Here is an 18,427-nt window from a genome sequence, read left to right on the forward strand (position 1 = left end):
CCATGTCAGCCAGACAATAAAAAAGGAGTGCAAAGCACTCCTTTTTTATTACGAATTCACCTTGCTACTTCTAATCTTTTTTGTAGCCTGAAAAGTCCATGGTTTTTACATCTAACCCTCTGGCAATATTAACAAAACTGGCGATAGCCAAAATTTGGAAATATAAGCTATTTATGATGATCTCGGCATAGCTAAGGTCAAAATGGTTAACAAACGTTTGTGCTGCAAAGAATAAAGACACAAAGATACTTATTGCACTTAAAGAATAAATGGTGTGCTGGGTAACTTTTTGTCTATCTGTCTCTGACTGATAAGGGTCACACTTCTTGCCGTACAAGTGATAATACGCAATAGCGCCAAAAAGTACATTTGTTGCGATAAGTGAACCAAGCTTGATGGTCACCTTTTCAGTAAATTGCCAATTATTAATATATAGATCGAAGAATAAACTGCCCAAAAAGGCCAAAGCAACACCAGCAATTAACCACTGTGGTACATAGTCAAATAGGCTTCTCGGTGTTAATGATGCCTTTCGATGAGTACGTTTATCGGTTAAGCGCATTAATTTAAGCTGATTTCTACCGGCAATTTCCAAGTAAGCAATAGGTAAAAACTGACACATACCGTAAAACAGTGGTAAGGCATCTAAGAACTTTTCTTTTTGTTGATAAGAACCATCAAAAAGGGAAAAGTAGCATAACAATGCAACACCAATGAGTAACATCAGGTAATTCATCGTTAAATAAATTGTTTTCACACTTTTTGCTTTTTCTTCTGATTCTGGATACAGCTTAGGGTATTGCGACTCAGGAAAGTGCTCTAGTAAATAATTGATTCTATTTGTATATCTGTGAGGCAGATAAAAGGATAACAACCAAATTTGACAAACAAATATGGCAATGAATAGTAGTGTATTTGGCATGTCCTTCTCCTTAATTTTGCTCTTGTTGTGTATTAATGACGTGGTTAAATGCGTTACGAATTTCTGAATTTGTTGCGCCAGATTTTTTCAACAGACTGACAGCGTCAGTCAACTTATCAATCAACCACTGATTTATATCAAAGTGACAATTTTGTTTTGCGCTTTGATGAATAAATGACCCTCTATAACCTTTGGACTCAATAACACCATCACGCTCTAGCAACTTGTACGCTTTGGCCACCGTTTTGCTGTTTACTGCTAAATCATTGGCAAGTTGCCTTATTGACGGTAGCGGCGCGCCCGGCAATAACTGGCCTTTTGTTACCCCCCGTTTAATTTGTTCAACCAATTGGTTAAACAAAGGAATAGGGGATTCAATATCTATATCTATCTCCATATAACACCTTGTACCATTAGTGGGTGTGGTACATATGGTACAGGATCAAATTGCGATATGTAAAGTGTTTATTTGATGTGCAATGTAATTGTTTGAAATTTATGAAATTAATATAAGTTAAGCGTATTGGAATACTGAAAGATAGTGCTAAAAACGAAGAGATTTTGAGAAAAAAAGGGATGGTACAGACAATAAAAAGCGCCTGACAATGAGATGCAAGTTGTCAGGCGCGAAAAGTAAAACGTGAACTATTATGCTTTAATTCGTCTATAGCTCATGAAAATTAGGCCAGTAGCAAACAATACTAATGCCCAAGGCTCATCAACAGCTACCGGTTGAAGCAAATTACCCAGTTCATCGTACTGATTCATTGAAACAACATTAAACACAGGGCTTACATCTGAAAGTGCAGTAAACAACGCTGTGGCCAAGTTGAAATTACCTGCTGGTACATCAAGCGCACTAAACCACCAAAGGTTAACCGTCAATATCCCCGCGTTAACATCGGTAAAATCGTAAAATACACCGCTAGATGGAGCAATATCTAGAAAATCGAATTCAATTGACACTGGGTCAAAAGCGATATCAAATTCTAATTCAGCTGCATCTGGCAACATATCATTGACGTTAATGTTGAGTTCAATAGTTTCATTAGTGGCATAATTAGCTTTATCAGCGTCAAGGGTGATTAAAGTAGCTGATGCTGCATGGCTTAAAAAACAAAGTACTAGTAATAAATATTTCATGGTTAACTCCTTTTATTCTGTTGCACAACGGCTGCGAGTACAAAGCTGCATAAAGCCACGTACGTCTCGGCGGTCTAAGGTATTGTCATTATTAAAATCAAAACGCATATCGGTTAGTTCGCCCGCGGTGATTTGTTGCAAAAATAGATCTAAATCGTTGCGGTCAACATCTTGATCAGCGTCTAAATCGCCAAACATTGCTTGTACAAGGTTTAATTCAATAACAACGGGATCATGGTCTGACGAACGATACATGTCAGGCGCGTAAAACTTAGTATGGTGTACTGCTTGTTGGTTTTGCATACTGTAATCTAATACACGAGGTTCATCAGCATTGATGGCCCAAGATGTGACGTCTACAATTTGATCTTTTAATGCATCGTTAGCTAATGCGTGATCTAAATGACCAAGCTCGCCTTGATAGATATACGAATAAGTATTTGTTTTATTAAGATGGTCAAATACATTGACAAACCCGGCATCGGCTAATGCTGTTAATGGCGCTTCTTTTGCGTAAGAGTTTAAATCACCTATGACAAGTGTAGGTACATCAGTAAGCTCATTATTTAAAAATTGGCCAATAGCTTTTGCGGCGCGAGTACGTGTGATGTTGCAGTTTCCTTGACCATCGTGTAAATCTGGGTCATTGAGGTTGTCACAATCGCTACCTTTAGATTTTAAATGGTTAACAGCAACAGCAAATTGCTGCTCCGAATCATTAAGCGTAAATACTTGGGTAAGCATAGGGCGGTTTTTATTGTCTAAAAACAGTGGTTGATTCTGCTCGTCAGTAGGAGAGTTATTGGTATCTAGGATTTTGGCTGCTTCTTTGGGTGAAACTCGCGCACTTTTGTAGATCAAACCAACAGCAATTGCATCATCACCTAAGGAGCCATTTACCGGCGCCACAAAAGCATAAACATTAGCGTTATGTTTAGCGTTTAAACCGTTAACAAGATCAGCTATCGCGGATGTTGTGCTATAACCGTCATTTTCAATTTCCATTAAGCCGACTACATCTGCGTTAATAGCATAAATTGCTTCAATGACTTTATCGCGCTGACGAATAAACTCTTGCTCTGTTTTGGCACCACGTGCGGTAGGATAACCACCACCTTGCCCGTTACCGTTAAAGTAATTAAGCACGTTAAAGCTAGCGACTCTTACATTGCCTTTAACGTCTATTTTTGGTTCCATCGTTCTAGGGTTAGACGCTTGTGTAGCTACTGTACCTGATGGAAACACAACATATTGGTCAAAATGATATGACAAGATGCCGCTTAACGTTGGGATGGTATCACCAGAGCGTAACGAGTTGACCGCAGATAACTCAGGAGCAGGTGCAGGTAAACTCTCAGGGTTTTGACTAGTTAAACCATCATCTACGGCGATTGATTTTAGCTTATTCAGCGCGCTTAAAGCATTTGCTTCTGCGCCTGGCGTTGCTACTTGAGTTGGATTAAATAAACGCTCAGAAGCAACAGAGAATTGACCATAGCGACCGTAGTTGTACGTGTCTGTTACCACTGTATTGCTAAGCGTAACTCGCATACCTTCTAAAGCTTCTCGTTCAGTGTCGTTGGCAGGTAAAGTAAACACAGTTGCTGTAGGTAGTGCTTGATTAGACTGGCATACCTCAATTGAACTGACCGTTGATAGTTGCGTTAACGTTCTATATTCGTTGGCCACAGCTTGAATACGTACACGATCGCCAACATTAACATCGTCTGCACTGTGATAAACAAACAAGGCTTCAGAGCTATTGTTGTCATTATCTACTTCTGAGTCTGCACTTTGAATGAAAAAGCCTTTGTAACCACCAGCTTGCAAATCAGATGTCACAATACCTTCAACCCAAAGTGTTTGGCCGGCTAAAGGAGAGGTAGTACCCGTACCTTGAATTGCTGAAATTGCAGTAAAGCTTTCACCACAGTTGCCAGTACCTGTACCGTTATCACCGCCTCCATTGTCTGAGCCGTCACCACCATCACCATTATCACTGCCACCATCTGCAGTATGTTGACCTAGGTTTTCAATGGTATCCTTTGCAAAACCTGTCCACTCTTGTGCAGGGTCAAAATCGTCAAAAGGGTTGGTATCACCAGTTAAAATATTTGCGTTTCTGACGATGGAATTGTCTTTGGTACTAGTTAAGCCGTTGCCCCATTCTGAGCCAGGATCTTGACCTACTTTGCCAATTGAATCGACGATTGCTCCATCGTTTTCAAGTACAACTGCATCGTCACCATTAAACAACAATTTATTTGTTGGAAAATCAACGTGGGCGGCAGGGTCAATATCACTATGAGCAATCACATAGGTTTGTTTAGCACCAATTGCGCCAGTTAACGCAATGACTGAAGCTTGAGTTTTACCATTAAAATACAGTTTTAACTGATAGGTTGATAAATCAACCGAGTTTGAACTGGTATTAAATAGTTCAACAGCTTTGTTGAATGAACCACCTTCAACATATTCAGAAATGATCACATCGGCTGATGCTGGTAATGCCAACATTGCAGATGCAGTGAGTAATGTTTTTATTTTCATTGTTATAGCCAGTTTTTGTTAGTGGGGGATACTATTTATCTCTAAAACTGTCCAAATGGTAAAGTGTTAATGTGAAGTTTTTATTATATTTGTATGTAGGCGTTGTTAAATATTGATTTAAGTTTTAAGAATAAAGCTGACTAAAAGGTCAGTAAAGTGTTGCTGGTCGTGGGATTCGTGCGATTAAAGTGGCAGAGTTATTAAAAATAAATTTCTGCTTACTGACTTAAAGTGTAAATGTGTTACATTTTTAGGCGAAATGTTTGTATAAGGAAAAACAATGGCAGGTGCTAATTTACTGGCATTAATTGATGATATTGCCACGATATTAGATGACGTCGCTATTTTGTCTAAAACGGCCGCCAAAAAAACAGCTGGCGTGTTAGGGGATGATTTAGCATTAAATGCACAACAAGTGTCAGGGGTTAAAGCCAACCGAGAAATACCTGTTGTTTGGGCTGTAGCCAAAGGATCGTTTTGGAATAAAGTGATCTTAGTGCCTGGTGCGTTGCTAATAAGTGCGCTTTATCCTCCGTTAATCACGGTACTAATGGTCATTGGTGGTTTGTATTTATGTTATGAAGGGGCTGAAAAAGTTTGCCATAAACTGCTGCATTCTGCGCAATCTATTGAAAATCAACATACAGAATTACTCAATAAAGTGTCCAATGAACAAGTAGATCTGCTCAAAGCGGAAAGGCAAAAAATAAAAGGTGCTATTCGCACAGACTTTATTTTATCCGCTGAAATAGTGGTTATCGTTCTCGGTTCGGTAAAAACTGCTCCTTTTGAAACACAAGTGATTGTCTTGTCTAGTTTGGCCTTAGCTTTTACTGTTGGTGTTTATGGACTAGTCGCAGCGATTGTAAAGCTTGATGATTTGGGCTTGTATTTGTTGCGCCACTCTATTTCAGGCCGTTTTAGCGCGGCTTCGCGACTACTAGGACGTGGACTTCTTCAGTTTGCTCCCTTATTAATGAAGAGTTTATCGGTCGTTGGTACTTTAGCAATGTTTCTTGTTGGCGGTGGGATTTTAAGTCATAGTTTTTCGTGGCTACATCACGGTATTGAAAATATTACGCAGCAGGTAACTAACATCTTAGGTTCTTGGATGTCTGCTATTTCATCTATACTTTCTGAAGGTCTGTTAGGTTTGATTGCGGGTCTTTGTCTTGTCGCCATTGTTTTTGCTGTGCAGGCGCTCAAGCAACGATTCACTTAAATTATTGATGTTAAAATAATATGGAATTAAAGCATGTCTAAAGCCATCGAATTTTACGTAGAACAAGCACAAGAGTTGTGTGTATTGCCTGATGTTTATTTAAAGCTTAAACAAAAACTGTCTGAGCCTGACGCAACACTGGGTGAAATTGCCACGCTAATTTCATTAGAACCAGCATTGTCGTCAAAGCTATTAAAAATTGCTAATAGCGCACTATTTGGATTTCCTAAAGAAGTGGCAAGTATTGATAAAGCATTGATGATTTTAGGGCTTAGGGAAGTTGAAAACCTTGTTAATGCTTATGGGGTAACTGCTGCTTTTTCTGGTGTAGACAAACAAATCGCTGATATGGATAGGCTTTGGGAGATCAGTGTAGATTGTGCCTTAATGACTAAATATTTAGCTGATGAAATAGGCCTAAAAAACAGTGATAGCCTTTTTCTCTCTGGGCTATTTCACAATATTGGTGCGCTGGTTTTAGTGCACCATGAGCCACAAAAAATAAAATACTGCGAACAATATACCAAAGAAGACACGCCTTGGGAGCGTCAACTGGATGTGTTTGGTTTTACTTACTCTGAATGCAGCGCTGCGTTACTTGCCTCGTGGCAACTTCCAGAGGCTATTATTGAGCCATTGAGAAACTATCGTCACGCTTATCAAGAAGAGTTAGATCAACAAGCTAGCTTGTTGTTTGTCACCACACGTTTAGCTTTGGTCAGCTCTCATCCTGGCATGTACAGTAAAAAAGCTTTTGTTGGGCAACACTTAATGCAAGACCTAGGGCTTACTGACCAGCATCTAGATGACGCGTTAGCATATTGCAGTGCACAGGCGATGGAAATAATGTCTATTTTAGAAGTTATTTGATTTTATTTAGTAGGGTAATTAGCTGATTAAATGGCAGAAAATTGCTGTCATTTAAGTGTCATTTTTCATTCAAATAAACGTCATAAACTGCGACTAAATTGATTGCATTGTTAACCATCAAGGAAAAACAATGAACAGCGCAGAATGGGATAACTTAGAATTTTTAGACTTTGACGATATTGTAGAACACGACCCTAAAGCCAAGCTTAAGAGTAAAAAGCGTAAATGGCGAGAAATTGAAAATATAAAAGAAAGAAGGCGATTAAAACGAGAATTAGAAGAATATGATTCTTATTCTTTCTAGCGATAAATAAAGGCTTAGAGCTCATGCTCGGGCCTTTTTTGATTAATGCAAACCGCTTAATTGAAACATTTATATACATTCAATTAAAAAATATTATTAAATACCTCTTGTGAAATGACTTTGTTGCCCAGAGTATAGAAGTATACCAAGTGAATAAATCCGCTCAGGTATTTTTTCATTGGTGTATTAGCACTTCGTGCTTTTCTTTTCTCCATGTAAGAGGTAACAAAATGAAAATAACAATTTCAGGTCACCACGTAAAAATTACTGATGCAATTCAACAAGCTATCGAAAGCAAATTTGCCAAAGTTGCTAAGCATTTTCCCGATTTAATGAGAATAGATTCTGTGATAACCGTTGAGCCAAACACACAAAAGCTTGAGGTTACTACGCAATACGAAGGTCAGCAGATTTCAGTGCGTGCTGCTGGTAAAGAGCTATATGCAGCTATTGCACAAGCGGCCAAAAAATTAGAGGCAGCTTTAAAACACCGCAAAGGGCAGTTAAGCAAAAAGCTTCACCAAAAATATTTAGTGGAACAATCTGACGCGTTCCAAGCAAGTTAATAATAAAAGGGGCGTCGCCCCTTTTTAGTTTCTTCTTTAAATAACCCACCTAATTTAACTTCGATTCATCATGACGACTAACGTAATAGCCATCTTTCAAGGCAAAGTAAAACAACGTTTTGGTATGACTACGGCAATGGATAAACTTCCTATTAAAGGAGATGTTGAGCTAACGTTATACGGCTTGCAAGGTGACGACTGTGCTGAAAAAAAATTTCATGGTGGTTTAGAAAGGGCGCTACATCAATACCCATCTGAACACTATGTGTATTGGCAAGAACGCTTTGGCGAACAACAGTTGTGGCAGATACCAGGTGTTGGTGAAAACATCAGTTCTGTGGGAATGTTGGAAACAAATGTATTTATTGGCGATCGCTACCAATGGGGAGATGCGATCATAGAGGTCAGCCAACCTCGGTCACCCTGTTTTAAGCTCAATAAACGATGGCAATTAGAGAATTTTGCCGAAGAAATGCAAGCAAATGGCCGTTGTGGCTGGCTTTATCGTGTAATCAACCCTGGCAAGGTAAATGAATGTTTACCGTTAACTTTGATTGAGCGACCAGAAAATGCAATGACAGTGGCACAAGTAAGTGAAATTTTCTTTAATCAGCCACTATGCAAAGAAGGCTTAATGCAGTTGTCCCAGCAGCATGCGTTATCTAACAGTTGGATGGATAAAGTAAAAACAAGGTTGGCCACAAACGAAGTAGAGAGTTGGTACTTCAGATTAAATGGCAAACCTTAGTAAGTTGTACAAGGTTAATTACCTATAAGCCCATTGATATGCGCTACTGCACAACGACCCAAAGCTCCAAGAGCGTAGCCGCCTTCCAACATAGAAACAATTCTACCTTGAGCGTATTTATCGGCGATTAACTTTATCTCGTCAGTGATCCAGCGGTAATCGTCCTCAGTTAAGCTCACTTGCGACATTTCATCTTCAATGTGCGCGTCAAATCCAGCTGAAATAAAAATGAACTCTGGTTTAAAGGCATGTAAATGCCCAAGCCACTTCTCACTGATAGCTGCTCTAAATTCAGGTCCTTTAGTGGTTGGTGGTAAAGGTGTGTTAATTATAGGTGGTGTATCACTTTCGACCATTTCAAACGGATAAAATGGGTATTGGTAACTCGAACAAAACAGCGTACCTACTTTATCTTTGACGATATTTTCTGTGCCATTTCCGTGGTGTACATCAAAATCCAAAATAGCAACTCGGCTTAAATTGTGGTGTTTTTTGACGTATTCTGAAGCAATGGCGATGTTATTAAAGATACAAAAACCCATTGCTTTGTCGCGTTCAGCGTGATGACCCGGTGGGCGTGTTAAGCAAAATGCTGAGGATAGTTCTCCTGCCATTACTTGATCAACTGCATTGATGGCTGCGCCAGCTGAGAATAATGCAGCTTCTAGCGTTTTGTTATTCATTGCGGTGTCGTCATCTAGGCGAAACAAGCCTTCTTCAGGGGCGTTGTCAAAAATATATTCTATATAGGCAGCATCGTGTGCTAAATGCAGTAACTCAGGTTCTATTTGAGTTGCATCTTGTTGTTTTATGACGTATTCGAGGCCACTTCGAATAAGCTGATCTTGAATCGCATCTAGTCGTGCTGGAGACTCAGGGTGGTAGTCACCCATGTTGTGGCCATTACAGCGGTAATGACCAAATATACCCACGGTCATAAGTTATCCTTGCTCATCGTCAGTTTCTTGTTCTTCGGGTTGCTCTTCGATATTTAAGCTCAGCGATATTTCGTCAAAATCTTCCGAGTAGCCTTTAACAAAGCCCGCGTTTTCGAACACTTTTAACATGGGAGCATTATCTCGGCGAACGCAGGCAAGTAGTTTACTTAAGTTACGTTTTTTGGCAATTTTTATCATTTGTAGCAATAAAGTTGTTGCCATGCCTTTACTTCGTTGTGTTTCTCGAATGACAAAAGCAACTTCTGCGGCATTAATCGCTTCTATATAGTAATATCGGCCAACAGCTTGAATAACTTCACCTAGGTGATCTCGTTTAGTAAAACAAAGCGCTAAATCTTGATGTTGGTTTACACTAACTAGTTTACAAGAGCTCTCGCGTGTCATTTGTGTCATGTGGTGGTTATAACGCATCATCAAGGTTTCTTTTGTGTGTGAATAAAAGAACTCTTGTAGTCGCCTTTCATCAGAGGGAAACAATGGGCGCAAAATAAAACGTTCGCCGCCTAATGTGAATTTTTTAAGCTCTACCGAACCTAACTCTGGTACTGATGTTGGTGTATTGTCTTGATAAGGTGGCACCCAATAATGTTTACGTACCTCTTGCAGCAAACTTTCCCTAAATTTGGGATGGGCAATACGGATAAGTTCTAAAGCGCGTTCTCGGATGCTTTTTCCAACCAAGTCAGCAATACCGTATTCGGTAACAACATAGGCAACATGGCCTCTGGAAGTTACTACACCACCGCCTTCGGTAATGTGCGCTACAATTCTCGATATTTCACCATCTTTAGTGGTTGAAGGTAAAGCGATGATAGGTTTTCCGCCTTTACTTAGCCAAGCACCACGAACAAAGTCAACCTGTCCGCCGATACCGCTATAAAATTGATAACCGATAGAATCAGAAACCACTTGGCCTGTAAGGTCAACTTCAATGGCACTATTAATAGCCACCATGTTGTCATTTTTAGCTATATTTACTGGTGAGTTGATATGTTCAGATGGGTAAAACTCAACATGTTGGTTTTTATCCACAAAGTCATACAGCCGTTGGGTACCAATACAAAACGTTACAACAGTTTTGCCTTTGTGAAATGTTTTACGGCGATTGTTAATGACACCAGAAAGCATTAAATCGATGATTCCATCAGAAATCATCTCACTGTGAACACCTAAGTCTTTATGATTCGCTAAGTATTTAAGTACTGCGTTAGGGATCTTACCTATACCAACTTGAATTGTTGCACCATTCTCAACTAAGGTTGCTGTGTACTGACCAATACGTTCACTGACTTGGTCCATCACGGCATCGGGTATTTCAGGTAACTTCTGTTCAGCTTCTAGCCATGCATGAATTTGATTGACGTGAATAAAACTATGTCCGTTCGTACGCGGCATGAGCGGGTTAAGTTGCGCAATAACATATTTTGCAGACTTTACTGCCGCTGCGACTACATCAACACTCACGCCAAGGGAACAATAACCGTATTCATCTGGCGGGCTGACCATCACCAGCGCGGCATCAAGGGGTAAAATATTTTGTTTAAATAGCGTTGGAATTTCTGAGATAAAACAAGGTGTATAATCGGCACGGCCTTCAGAAATAGCTTCTCTAACGTTTTTACCACCAATAAAGAATGAATTAACTTTGAATAAATCTTTATGTTCAGGTTTTGCCCAAACATTATCGGAAAAAGTTAAAATGTGAACCGTTTCAATGTCGTGTAAATGTGCGCTGTTGTCGATAAGGTTATCAACTAGCGCATTTGGCACTGCGGCATTTGAACCGATAAAGATGCGATTGCCTGATTTTATGAAATCTTGCCAAAGCACCGGCGTACCGGATTTGTCAGTAAGCTGCATCACTAAGTTTTTCTCTATTTCTTCCAATGAACTGCATAATCATACCCCATAGAGATAAACAATGCCTTGATATAAAGCAAAAACTTACTGCATTGCTTAAGAAAACATCAACTGTTTTTTATTCGAAAACCAATTTTTAAAGTCACTTGAAAGTGGCCAACTTTGCCATCAACAATATGGCCACGTGTTTCGGTCACTTCAAACCAGTCCATGTTATCAACTGATTTGCTACATTCGGCTAATGCATTGTGAATTGCGTCTTCTATGCTAGTTTTAGATGAACCGACAAGTTCAACTTTTTTATATGTGTGATGGTCTGACATGTGTTATTCCTGAATTTAAACAATTGGCTATATTCACTATAGTCAATGTTTGCTTAACAGCGAGCGAGTTAATGCTAAAAACAGCAAGTATTGGACTAATGAGAAACAAACTATTAGTATCGAGTGATACAACTGGTATGATCAGTTCCTAGAATATATAAGGTTGAGGTGAATAAGATGTACGCTGCAATTACAGGGTGGGGAAAGTGTTTACCACCAGCTACTTTAACAAATGATGACTTAGCCACGTTTTTAGACACAAGTGATGAATGGATCACAAGCCGAACCGGGATGAAAGAAAGGAGAATTTCACACGTCACGGTGAGCGAGTTGGCGCATATAGCTTGCGAACACGCATTGGCGGCAGCGGGAAAAACTGCAGCAGACGTAGAGTTAATTGTTTTTGGTAGTACAACGTTTGATGAACTTTGTCCAAATGCTGCTTCTAATGTTCAGCGACTATTAGGCGCAGACAAAGCGGCTTGTATGGATGTAAATACCGCTTGTACTAGTGGTATGTATAGTTTGAGTACGGCTACTGCCATGATTAAAAGTGGCGTTGTTAAAAATGCATTGGTCATTGGTGCTGAAGTGATATCTCCAATTATGGAATGGCAAAATCGTGATGTCGCCGTGTTGTTTGGTGATGGAGCAGCGGCTTTGTTTCTTGAGGCATCTGAACAAGCTGAAGGTGTGCTAACTGAGGCATTAGGTTGTTTTGGCGAATCTCGAGATATTCTTGCCGTGCAAGGATGGGGTATGAAATATGCGAATAAAGCTAGAACATTAGGCGATGCCCAATGGAATTTCTTAGGGCAAGAAATTTTCAAAAAAGCTGTTGCAGGTATGGCACAAGGCTGTGAACAGGTACTCGAAAAGTTATCGCTAACCTCAGATGACATTGATTTAGTCGTTCCACATCAAGCTAACTTACGTATTATAGATTCGCTGGCTAAAAAACTATCTATCGATAAATCAAAGGTATTTGTCAATATTGAAAAGTACGGCAATATGTCGGCAGCAACTGCATTAGTTGCATTTGTTGAGTCTATTGAGCAAGGTTTAGTTACTGAAAACAGTAAAGTATTACTGCCTGCATTTGGTGGAGGTTTAACCTGGAGTGCTCATGTTGTGTCATTCTTAAATAAGCCTGTTGCCAAATCTCAAAGTGATGCATCACTACCTGAATCGTCAAAATCAGGTTTAGCGTTAGTTCAGGATATTATCCAAGCAAAGCAGTAAATAGGTTCATTTGAATCTATTTATTGTTGCTATTTGACCTTTTTGAAGTTTTGTTGTTATTGTTTATAAAAACAACAATTAGAGGGTCATGTATGTCAAGTGTAGCTCCTACAGCAACCAAAGAAGATATCAGAGCGGCATATTTAAATGCAGAAGATTTAAAACTGGCGGTGTCGCTTTTATATCAGGCATATCACGATGATCCGGTATTTTTACAGATATTTGAAGGCGAAAAAAGTGATTATGAGCAAAGATTACGCTCATCAATCAGAGAAGAATTAAACGCGTTTTGGCAAGCTAGACAGCCAATTGTTGGCTTATACTTGGGCGAATCTATGGTCGGAGTAGCTTGTTTAAACAGCCGTCAAGATGGTCTAGCGTCCGGTAGATTTTGGCACTGGCGATTAAAAATGTTACTTGGTGCGGGCTATTTCAGCACCAAGCAAATGATCGAAAAAGAAGAAACGGTCATGTCTGCCGTTCCGATGAAAAACTTCCATGTGCTTTCCTTTATTGCAATTCACCCTTTACATCAACATCATGGTTTTGGTCACTATTTAATGGCCGCTGTTAATACGTTATTAGAAGAATACCCCGACAGTGAAGGGGTTGCTGTTTATGCCACTAATGAAAAATACAAAGCCTTTTTTAATGATGTAGATTATCAATTTGTAAAAGAAGTATCCGTTGGTAATGTCACTGGTTCATTAATGGTGCATTATCGGGAAGACAAAGTTGATGACTCAATAGCCTCATAGCGCCAATTTGCTATAAATTTTGTAAGACATGTCTTACATGTGCGTGAGATATTTAGCTTTTTATCGCAGAAAATCAAACATTGCATTTAATTAAGTTTTTGTAATATAAGGGGTTATCTTGTTTTGCGGTATGTATTGTATAAGCTTCTGCCTTTTGGTTGTATTTTATTGCCTACGAAAAAAACGAAAAGCGCGTAATATTAAAGTTGTCAGGACGACATAGAAACGGAATGCTTAAGTGTTTAGCAAAAGCTAAACAAATTTCTAGATTGAAATGTTAGGGATTAAAACGGTATTTTGACAAGGATGATCTGAGCAGGGAAGATAGCTAGGAAGCTGATGGACGCATGCTGTGACTTAGGATAAGTCGCTTATAGGGACATTGAAGGACGATTAACGGATCTAACAAGGAAAGGCTAAGGAAAGCTATTTAGGGATGAAGCGGGAACTATATTTATGCAGGAAGCATTAAGCTAGTTAGAGAAATGCGGCTCTTTAATGGGCCGCATTTTCTTTATTCAATTTCTAAATACCCACAACCATTCTGCTCATACTCCAAAATAGCTATCGCTATTTCTTTGTGTTATAGCCATTTTCCAAAGTAACTATTTTTGCCAATAGCTGCTTGGCTACCTTTTAATGAAAAATCATATCCACAAACAGTAAATGTGTTTTTATAGGCTAAATCCTTAATGATCTTATCCGTATCTAAAGGCGAGAATGTAGCAACATAAGTGTCGTTATTAGTGACCATAACGTTTATCACACGATACTGACTTCCGTTATTAAAACTGAGGCTAGCACATGATTTGTCACCCTTTGCCGTCAATACGTCCCATAGTGTTTGGCTTGCAATTTCGTCGGCTTGCCATCTAAGTTTAATTCCATCAAATTCATTACTAGCTAATTCAAAATCATCCGGCATAGCAACAATATTTAATAGCTCACCGGTTGAAGTTTGTGATTGCGTTACTTGTTCAACTTTCGATGGTAGATCGACTTCTTCAGGCGCCACAGCAGAATCATTGGTGATTCGGATGACAACTAATATCAAAACCAATGAAAAACAAAGCGGGGCGATTATTTTAATATGTCTAATGGATAAAATGTTGTCCTTGAACCACTGTTCAAGGTTTACCGATTTCAAATTTGTAGGCTGCTGAAAAGTTGAATTTGCCCTATGGTTAATTTCTGCTAATTGCAGGTGCTCTACAGAGCCATGAAGGCTCGGCTCTATTTTATTTCTATCATGTACAGATTTCGTTGCGTTAGCTAATAAGTCAACAGGGCCAGCATAGCCCTGTGTATATTGTTGATTGTTTCGTGTTGGTAATGAAATGAGATAACTTGCTGTCATTAATGAAGGTATAAAAGCAAGTAATAACCAGGAGCTGTCAAAACTAATCAAGGCGATTGAAGCGACAATAAAGCCTAACGCTGGTAACAATACCCAATAATTGGCTAAACCTGCATCTTTTAATCGTCTTTTACTCGACAGAAAAATAACACCTGTTAAAACGGAGGCAATGATGGCCAAAAAGGTAGGCTGTTGGGAAAATATAAGCCAAAAAAATAACAATAAAAAATGGCTCGCACTAATAATAACGCCAAACCTAGGGCGGTTATCTAAACCTTGTTTGCAAAATAATGACTGGATAAGAGGAAGAGTGTTTTCCATAGAAGATACAAGTTTTGCTTATCAATGAAGTGATGAGGCAAGGGTAATCATTTTTATCCGCAATGTCAGGTGCTTTTAGGGTAAAAATGTAAAATTTGGATTCAGAGCATAAGATCTGAGCGTGGAATTTTGACAAAATCTTTGTGAGACATATCCTACAATGATGTCAGATTTTCATGTTTTATTTGTAGGTGAAAATTTATCGAATGTTGTTAAGTTATTGAATAATTGGAGTTTAATTTGTTGTGTAAAAGACTTGTTGGTTATGTAGGTTTAAATATTTATTTTGGTCCACTGGTATCAAATTCGAAGAAAGCTAAACTTAATCATGTCAGGACGACACAGGGTTAGGGAAAACCAAAGACAAGTACAAACGATGGATTGTTTTGTATTTGAGTAGTTCAGCAAGGAAAAGGACTAAAGGGAAATAAAACATTGGATGTTTTTGCAAAGGGTGAGCAGTAAGGAACTGCGACAAGGATTGATAATTAACAGGAAGTTAAGAGATTGGAGTCAACACCGTTTGTTACTATGGAAAGTTTACTAAAGGAAATTGGAGTTCCATGTCAGGAAGACACTGAGTAGAAGTTTAGGGGATGGATAACCTAGCCAATGAGAAGAAGCGACATTAAGTCGCTTTTTCTTTATCTGTTGTTTGCATCAAATGCGATAGGCTGGGACATCTACGCTGGTAAATTTTAAATTCTTAAACTCTACTTTTCCCGAGTACGCAGACTCTCCATCACCACTAAATTCAAAGGCAAACACGTTAACCCAGCAAACTCCTTGCCGTTTATTAAATGTTAAACGCGTTGACTCTCTAGCAATTGAAATGAACTGTAGATTTTCTTTATCGCAGTATTTTTTTACAGCGACCCTTGCTGCATCGGCAACGTTACGCTGAAAGACAAAAAACCAGCCAAATAAAAAAATAACTATTAACACGTAAAAATCTAACATAGTTGTACTTCAATCAATTAATTAAACAATGCACCAATGGCTTTGGCTAGCTCTTCACTGCGTTGTGGATCACGCATACAACTAAACAAATATGGTCTGATACTCGGAATAGCAACAATATCTTTGAAAATAGCTGGAAATATATCAGCATGTTGCTTTGCCAATGCTTCTAAGTAAAGTAAGCAAAACTCTGGCTGTTCCAGTACCTGCCAGCATCTACCCGCGATGATAATTGTTATTTCTTGAGCAATAAACTCTTGGCTTAATAGGGCACTAAAAAGTTGCTGGCTAAATGGGTGATCAGTTGAAGAGGCAAGTGAACGCAACAACATGGCTTGTTGTTCAATGTTTCCTTCATAATAAAATGTAATGATCTCTTGAATAAGATCAGCGGACAATTCAACGTTTTCCATGGCTGAACATAAAGGAGATAGTACTTCGTTGGGTAATTGCTTTAATGCGGAAATTAATAATGCTTCATTTGAAGATTCATTTAACCTCGAAATGAAATCGGTTAGTCCTTGCGCGCCTAATTGATGCCATTGGCTCCAATCCTTTGATTGAAAATATTGCACAACTGGCTGGTAATGGCTGCTAGGTGGCTTTTTTAATTCAGCGTTTAGCAAACTGTTTAACATGGCGAGCTTGTATTGCGATGGGTTAAAGATGTACGGGTTGTTTTTTAAAAGCTCTTCTTGTTTTTCTGTTGGATTGACCGAAAGGTCGGTACCTAAAGCTTCAACAATAATTGCAATAAAGTGGTTTCTAGCGCCTTGATTAATTAATCCTCTTTCATCAAGTGGCAATTTAACAAACCATAAATAGGGGGTAGGAGAATGCTTTTGCCAAAAGCAAATGGCAAAGTGTGCGTGCCCTTGTATTGGCGTTGCATGCGGCAATTGATTGTTTTCAAGCTTTTCAAATGATTCTTTATTGATCTTTTCAATACGGCGCCCTAAATCGTAAACACGATATTGGCATTGTGATAATGATAATAATTCTGTAATGGTAGCGATTGTAGACATAACTAATATACTTCTCGAAATCTGCAAGCATTATAGAGATAATAGCGCGCAAACTAAAGCGAGTTTAAGTTGAATCTCTTGTCTACCTTGATCACTGAAAAACCAGAATTAACGATTTTATATCAAGACGAATATTTAGTCGCCGTTGACAAACCTGCAAATCTTTTTGTTCATCGAAGCTTTTTAGATAAAGATGAAAGGTTTTTTGCATTGCAACTTGTGAGAGATTTGGTAGGACAGTATGCTTATCCTTTGCATCGTTTAGATAAACCAACTTCTGGGGTGTTGCTGTTTGCATTAAATGAAGACGTTGCGAGGCAACTGAGTTTAGATTTTCACGACAATCAAATTCAAAAACAATATTACGCATTAACAAGGGGCTTTGTAGAGCCAGAATCAGGCACTATTGATCACCCGATAAAAGTGAAACTGGACAAAATTGGTGATAAGTTTAAACGTGAAGAGGTTGAGGCAAAAGATGCAATAACACACTACCAGTGTCTGCGCACTGCTAGTTTACCTATTGCTTTAGGTCGTTATGACTCAGTGAGATATTCTTTGATAAAGGCTAAGCCCGAGACAGGACGCCGTCACCAAATTAGAAAACATCTGGCACATCTTCGCCACCCAATTATTGGTGATATCAATTATGGGGACAACAAACAAAATCCATTTTTTGCTCAACATTTTGGTTTTAAGCGCTTAATGTTGTTTGCACAATCAATGCAGTTTATTCATCCGGTGACAAGAGAGAGCGTTGTTATTTCTGCTGATTTTGACCAGCAATGGCTATCAGCTTTTGAAAAACTTGGTTGGGACTCAATTACTCTGGACCACTAATTCTTTTAGCATTAATGTCTTGGGCGATAAGTTGCGAATAATAGCTAGTGTATTTGTCCGTCTGTTTGGTTTCAATCTCTGCACCTATTAAATAAACTGGCCTAACAAATACTGGATTTAACCCTTGTTGCAATTGATCTTGTTGTTGAGCAAAAGCTACCATAAGTTGTTGATCGGTGGTGATAGGGCGATCTAACAAAGATAACATTAAATAATGATCTGAAATTAACGGTTTTTTGTCATTTGTGTGTGCGATTTTAGGTGTACTACTACATGCGACAGTAAATACACATAAAAGCAAACTAACTAAGGCTGATTTTTTCATAACGCAGATAACTCTAAATCTCTTTAAACGTGTTATCGCAAGTGACATGCCAAGGTCAAAAATCGCGCAAAATTAATTGCTAAGTTAATGAAACAAAAATAAATAAATACTTGATAACGACTAATTGGTTAT

Annotated in this window: 19 protein-coding genes; 8 read left to right on the forward strand and 11 right to left on the reverse strand. The window is 38.8% G+C overall.

Annotation, left to right across the window (positions count from 1 at the left end):
* Positions 1-70 precede the first annotated feature (70 nt).
* The 4 genes from IE199_RS16825 to IE199_RS16840 all read right to left on the reverse strand — a co-directional run bounded on the left by IE199_RS16825 (position 71) and on the right by IE199_RS16840 (position 4,615).
* Positions 71-922, reverse strand: coding sequence for a hypothetical protein (locus IE199_RS16825; protein WP_189772897.1), 852 nt, complete (start codon positions 920-922; stop codon positions 71-73).
* A gap of 10 nt (positions 923-932) precedes the next feature.
* The gene (locus tag IE199_RS16830; RefSeq protein ID WP_189772899.1) at positions 933-1,319 is read right to left on the reverse strand and encodes a GntR family transcriptional regulator; all 387 of its coding nucleotides are present in this window, start codon (positions 1,317-1,319) and stop codon (positions 933-935) included.
* 251 nt (positions 1,320-1,570) lie between these two features.
* A complete protein-coding gene (locus tag IE199_RS16835; RefSeq protein WP_189772901.1) occupies positions 1,571-2,065 on the reverse strand; it encodes a hypothetical protein in 495 nt (164 codons plus the stop codon).
* 12 nt (positions 2,066-2,077) lie between these two features.
* Positions 2,078-4,615: an ExeM/NucH family extracellular endonuclease gene (locus tag IE199_RS16840; protein WP_189772903.1), complete on the reverse strand. Its 2,538-nt coding sequence runs from the start codon at positions 4,613-4,615 to the stop codon at positions 2,078-2,080.
* A 280-nt stretch (positions 4,616-4,895) separates the two neighbouring features.
* On the opposite strand from IE199_RS16840, the gene IE199_RS16845 reads away from it, so the two are divergent.
* The 5 genes from IE199_RS16845 (at position 4,896) to IE199_RS16865 (ending at position 8,325) form a co-directional block, all read left to right on the forward strand.
* Positions 4,896-5,837 carry a DUF808 domain-containing protein gene (locus tag IE199_RS16845; protein WP_189772906.1) on the forward strand — a complete coding sequence of 314 codons (942 nt, stop codon included), beginning with the start codon at positions 4,896-4,898 and terminating at the stop codon, positions 5,835-5,837.
* A 33-nt stretch (positions 5,838-5,870) separates the two neighbouring features.
* A complete protein-coding gene (locus tag IE199_RS16850; protein WP_189772908.1) occupies positions 5,871-6,707 on the forward strand; it encodes an HDOD domain-containing protein in 837 nt (278 codons plus the stop codon).
* A gap of 130 nt (positions 6,708-6,837) precedes the next feature.
* Complete coding sequence (locus IE199_RS16855) at positions 6,838-7,011, forward strand: DUF3545 family protein (RefSeq protein WP_189772910.1); 174 nt, start codon at positions 6,838-6,840, stop codon at positions 7,009-7,011.
* A 230-nt stretch (positions 7,012-7,241) separates the two neighbouring features.
* Complete coding sequence (gene hpf / locus IE199_RS16860) at positions 7,242-7,577, forward strand: ribosome hibernation-promoting factor, HPF/YfiA family (protein WP_189772912.1); 336 nt, start codon at positions 7,242-7,244, stop codon at positions 7,575-7,577.
* Between the two features lie 70 nt (positions 7,578-7,647).
* The gene (locus tag IE199_RS16865) at positions 7,648-8,325 is read left to right on the forward strand and encodes an MOSC domain-containing protein (RefSeq protein WP_189772914.1); all 678 of its coding nucleotides are present in this window, start codon (positions 7,648-7,650) and stop codon (positions 8,323-8,325) included.
* A 14-nt stretch (positions 8,326-8,339) separates the two neighbouring features.
* Here IE199_RS16865 and IE199_RS16870 read toward each other — a convergent pair whose 3' ends face one another.
* The 3 genes from IE199_RS16870 to IE199_RS16880 all read right to left on the reverse strand — a co-directional run bounded on the left by IE199_RS16870 (position 8,340) and on the right by IE199_RS16880 (position 11,467).
* A complete protein-coding gene (locus IE199_RS16870) occupies positions 8,340-9,263 on the reverse strand; it encodes a histone deacetylase family protein (protein ID WP_189772916.1) in 924 nt (307 codons plus the stop codon).
* Between the two features lie 3 nt (positions 9,264-9,266).
* Entirely contained in the window at positions 9,267-11,144 is a 1,878-nt protein-coding gene (locus IE199_RS16875; RefSeq protein WP_189773095.1) for a GNAT family N-acetyltransferase, read from the reverse strand.
* 107 nt (positions 11,145-11,251) lie between these two features.
* A complete protein-coding gene (locus IE199_RS16880) occupies positions 11,252-11,467 on the reverse strand; it encodes a dodecin (RefSeq protein ID WP_189772918.1) in 216 nt (71 codons plus the stop codon).
* 177 nt (positions 11,468-11,644) lie between these two features.
* On the opposite strand from IE199_RS16880, the gene IE199_RS16885 reads away from it, so the two are divergent.
* Together IE199_RS16885 and IE199_RS16890 are read left to right on the forward strand one after the other, a co-directional pair.
* On the forward strand, positions 11,645-12,709 hold the full coding sequence (locus tag IE199_RS16885; RefSeq protein WP_229854789.1) for a beta-ketoacyl-ACP synthase 3: 1,065 nt from the start codon (positions 11,645-11,647) through the stop codon (positions 12,707-12,709).
* A gap of 92 nt (positions 12,710-12,801) precedes the next feature.
* The gene (locus IE199_RS16890) at positions 12,802-13,467 is read left to right on the forward strand and encodes a GNAT family N-acetyltransferase (RefSeq protein ID WP_189772923.1); all 666 of its coding nucleotides are present in this window, start codon (positions 12,802-12,804) and stop codon (positions 13,465-13,467) included.
* 583 nt (positions 13,468-14,050) lie between these two features.
* Here the strand turns inward: IE199_RS16890 and IE199_RS16895 are convergent.
* From IE199_RS16895 to IE199_RS16905, 3 genes are all read right to left on the reverse strand, one after another.
* Positions 14,051-15,145, reverse strand: coding sequence for a hypothetical protein (locus IE199_RS16895; RefSeq protein WP_189772925.1), 1,095 nt, complete (start codon positions 15,143-15,145; stop codon positions 14,051-14,053).
* A 660-nt stretch (positions 15,146-15,805) separates the two neighbouring features.
* Positions 15,806-16,105 carry a DUF3301 domain-containing protein gene (locus IE199_RS16900; protein WP_189772927.1) on the reverse strand — a complete coding sequence of 100 codons (300 nt, stop codon included), beginning with the start codon at positions 16,103-16,105 and terminating at the stop codon, positions 15,806-15,808.
* 17 nt (positions 16,106-16,122) lie between these two features.
* Positions 16,123-17,130, reverse strand: a complete 1,008-nt coding sequence (locus tag IE199_RS16905; RefSeq protein ID WP_189772929.1) for a DUF3549 family protein — start codon at positions 17,128-17,130, stop codon at positions 16,123-16,125.
* 78 nt (positions 17,131-17,208) lie between these two features.
* On the opposite strand from IE199_RS16905, the gene truC reads away from it, so the two are divergent.
* Positions 17,209-17,970, forward strand: coding sequence for a tRNA pseudouridine(65) synthase TruC (gene truC / locus IE199_RS16910; RefSeq protein WP_229854791.1), 762 nt, complete (start codon positions 17,209-17,211; stop codon positions 17,968-17,970).
* Here the strand turns inward: truC and IE199_RS16915 are convergent.
* Entirely contained in the window at positions 17,954-18,295 is a 342-nt protein-coding gene (locus IE199_RS16915; RefSeq protein WP_189772931.1) for a hypothetical protein, read from the reverse strand. The genes truC and IE199_RS16915 overlap by 17 nt on opposite strands.
* Positions 18,296-18,427: the final 132 nt, after the last annotated feature.

This window comes from Thalassotalea marina, from assembly GCF_014656435.1.
Lineage (GTDB): Bacteria > Pseudomonadota > Gammaproteobacteria > Enterobacterales > Alteromonadaceae > Thalassotalea_C > Thalassotalea_C marina.

Bases quoted from the DNA above. Each gene is read 5' to 3' on its own strand.
- hpf (WP_189772912.1), top strand. From the start codon at position 7,242: ATGAAAATAACAATTTCAGGTCACCACGTAAAAATTACTGATGCAATT.
- IE199_RS16850 (WP_189772908.1), top strand. From the start codon at position 5,871: ATGTCTAAAGCCATCGAATTTTACGTAGAACAAGCACAAGAGTTGTGT.
- IE199_RS16865 (WP_189772914.1), top strand. From the start codon at position 7,648: ATGACGACTAACGTAATAGCCATCTTTCAAGGCAAAGTAAAACAACGT.
- IE199_RS16905 (WP_189772929.1), bottom strand. From the start codon at position 17,130: ATGTCTACAATCGCTACCATTACAGAATTATTATCATTATCACAATGC.
- IE199_RS16845 (WP_189772906.1), top strand. From the start codon at position 4,896: ATGGCAGGTGCTAATTTACTGGCATTAATTGATGATATTGCCACGATA.
- IE199_RS16835 (WP_189772901.1), bottom strand. From the start codon at position 2,065: ATGAAATATTTATTACTAGTACTTTGTTTTTTAAGCCATGCAGCATCA.
- IE199_RS16880 (WP_189772918.1), bottom strand. From the start codon at position 11,467: ATGTCAGACCATCACACATATAAAAAAGTTGAACTTGTCGGTTCATCT.
- IE199_RS16840 (WP_189772903.1), bottom strand. From the start codon at position 4,615: ATGAAAATAAAAACATTACTCACTGCATCTGCAATGTTGGCATTACCA.
- IE199_RS16885 (WP_229854789.1), top strand. From the start codon at position 11,645: ATGTACGCTGCAATTACAGGGTGGGGAAAGTGTTTACCACCAGCTACT.
- IE199_RS16915 (WP_189772931.1), bottom strand. From the start codon at position 18,295: ATGAAAAAATCAGCCTTAGTTAGTTTGCTTTTATGTGTATTTACTGTC.
- IE199_RS16830 (WP_189772899.1), bottom strand. From the start codon at position 1,319: ATGGAGATAGATATAGATATTGAATCCCCTATTCCTTTGTTTAACCAA.
- IE199_RS16900 (WP_189772927.1), bottom strand. From the start codon at position 16,105: ATGTTAGATTTTTACGTGTTAATAGTTATTTTTTTATTTGGCTGGTTT.
- IE199_RS16870 (WP_189772916.1), bottom strand. From the start codon at position 9,263: ATGACCGTGGGTATATTTGGTCATTACCGCTGTAATGGCCACAACATG.
- IE199_RS16875 (WP_189773095.1), bottom strand. From the start codon at position 11,144: ATGCAGCTTACTGACAAATCCGGTACGCCGGTGCTTTGGCAAGATTTC.
- IE199_RS16890 (WP_189772923.1), top strand. From the start codon at position 12,802: ATGTCAAGTGTAGCTCCTACAGCAACCAAAGAAGATATCAGAGCGGCA.
- IE199_RS16895 (WP_189772925.1), bottom strand. From the start codon at position 15,145: ATGGAAAACACTCTTCCTCTTATCCAGTCATTATTTTGCAAACAAGGT.
- IE199_RS16855 (WP_189772910.1), top strand. From the start codon at position 6,838: ATGAACAGCGCAGAATGGGATAACTTAGAATTTTTAGACTTTGACGAT.
- IE199_RS16825 (WP_189772897.1), bottom strand. From the start codon at position 922: ATGCCAAATACACTACTATTCATTGCCATATTTGTTTGTCAAATTTGG.